Raw genomic sequence first — 1,510 nt, forward strand, 5'->3', positions numbered from 1 at the left:
CCCCCGTAACCTCCTTCGGCCTTAAACGCCACCCGCACCCCCCACTCCCCACCCCCGCGCCCGGGCTTCCATAATCCGCCCTACAGTGTTCACCTTGTTTTGGGCGCGTCCCTAACGGCAGCCAAGCGGCGAACTTGCCCATGGACAACCCTCGCGGCAGCGTCTATCCTAGGCAATCCTCAAGCGCCCGTAGCTCAGTTGGATAGAGTACAGCCCTCCGAAGGCTGGGGTCACAGGTTCGAATCCTGTCGGGCGCGCCAATTTCCCTTTAAAGTCAAAGACTTGCGCGTAATCTGCGCGGGCCTTTGCGACCTGCCGACGCCTGCCTCCCGTGGCCAGTCATCCTGAGCCCGCCTGACCACGAGCTCGACCTGCCCGACCACAAGCCACTCCCGCCGGAATTCGCTGCTGGTGCCCCCATTTGCGCCTGTGCCCGGAGTGTGCCGGATCTGCGCCCCGGCCGGCGCGACGCCGCCCGCGGGGTCCCTCATAACGACGGCTGCCCTTGGTGCCTTGTTTTACGCGTTCTCAAGCTTTACGCGTTCTCAAGCGACGTCCGGTGCCGCGACCGGCGCCGTCTCACGCACCGCCGTCGATTGATACGGTCATGGCGCCATCATTCACCTCCGCGCCGATGCAGCGTGGATCCGCTTCCGCTGCAGGGCTGCCCAAGGCCCCTCGTCACCGCATATCCGCGCGCCGCTGCGCGGTACCCACGGAACGATATTACACGCTACAATCACGGCGTTCCCTTCGCAAGCAGCCACGGCCCACCAACGGATGCCTGAACAACGGTATCGCGAGCCACCAGGATCGATGAACAGCAGGCGAAACCCCTCCCTGAACTGTCGTCTCGATATCGTGCAACCGCACCTCCGCAGCTCGATCCACTGACTCTTTACGGAGCCGCCCTCAGGGCGCAGTTCGAAACCGTCCCGCACGATGTCGAATCGGCCTGGACGCTCTTTTCGTTCGCTTTAGTTATTTCAAAAGGTTGGGTGGCAAGGTTTATGGTGGACGGCGCTTCGCTTGTCCACCCTACAGCGATTTTTATTCTTTATATCAAAAGGTTGGGTGGGCGGGTTTATGGTGGACGGCGCTTCGCTTGTCCACCCTACAGCGATTTTTATTCTTTATATCAAAAGGTTGGGTGGGCGGGTTTATGGTGGACGGCGCTTCGCTTGTCCACCCTACAGCGATTTTTATTCTTTATATCAAAAGGTTGGGTGGGCGGGTTTATGGTGGACGGCGCTTCGCTTGTCCACCCTGCAGCGATTTTTATTCTTTATATCAAAAGGTTGGGAGGACGCCGTCCATCAAAAGTGTAATCCAAGGGTAGGGTGAACAAGCGCAGCGCCGTCCACCAAAAGTCCACCAGCAGCGCAGTCCAAGGCCAGGACAGACAATCCCAGCGCCGTCACCCAATCGTGTATTCCAAGGGTAGGGTGAACAAGCGCAGCGCCGTCCACCAAAAGTCCACCAGCAGCGCAGTCCAAGGCCAGGACAGACA

The 1,510-nt window shown here is 59.7% G+C and carries 1 tRNA gene; it reads left to right on the forward strand.

Going from position 1 to position 1,510, the window contains the following annotated elements:
• Positions 1-183 precede the first annotated feature (183 nt).
• Positions 184-260, forward strand: a tRNA-Arg gene (locus F2Q65_RS19225).
• Positions 261-1,510 lie beyond the last annotated feature (1,250 nt).

It is taken from the genome of Thiohalocapsa marina, assembly GCF_008632335.1.
Classification (GTDB): Bacteria; Pseudomonadota; Gammaproteobacteria; order Chromatiales; family Chromatiaceae; genus Thiohalocapsa; species Thiohalocapsa marina.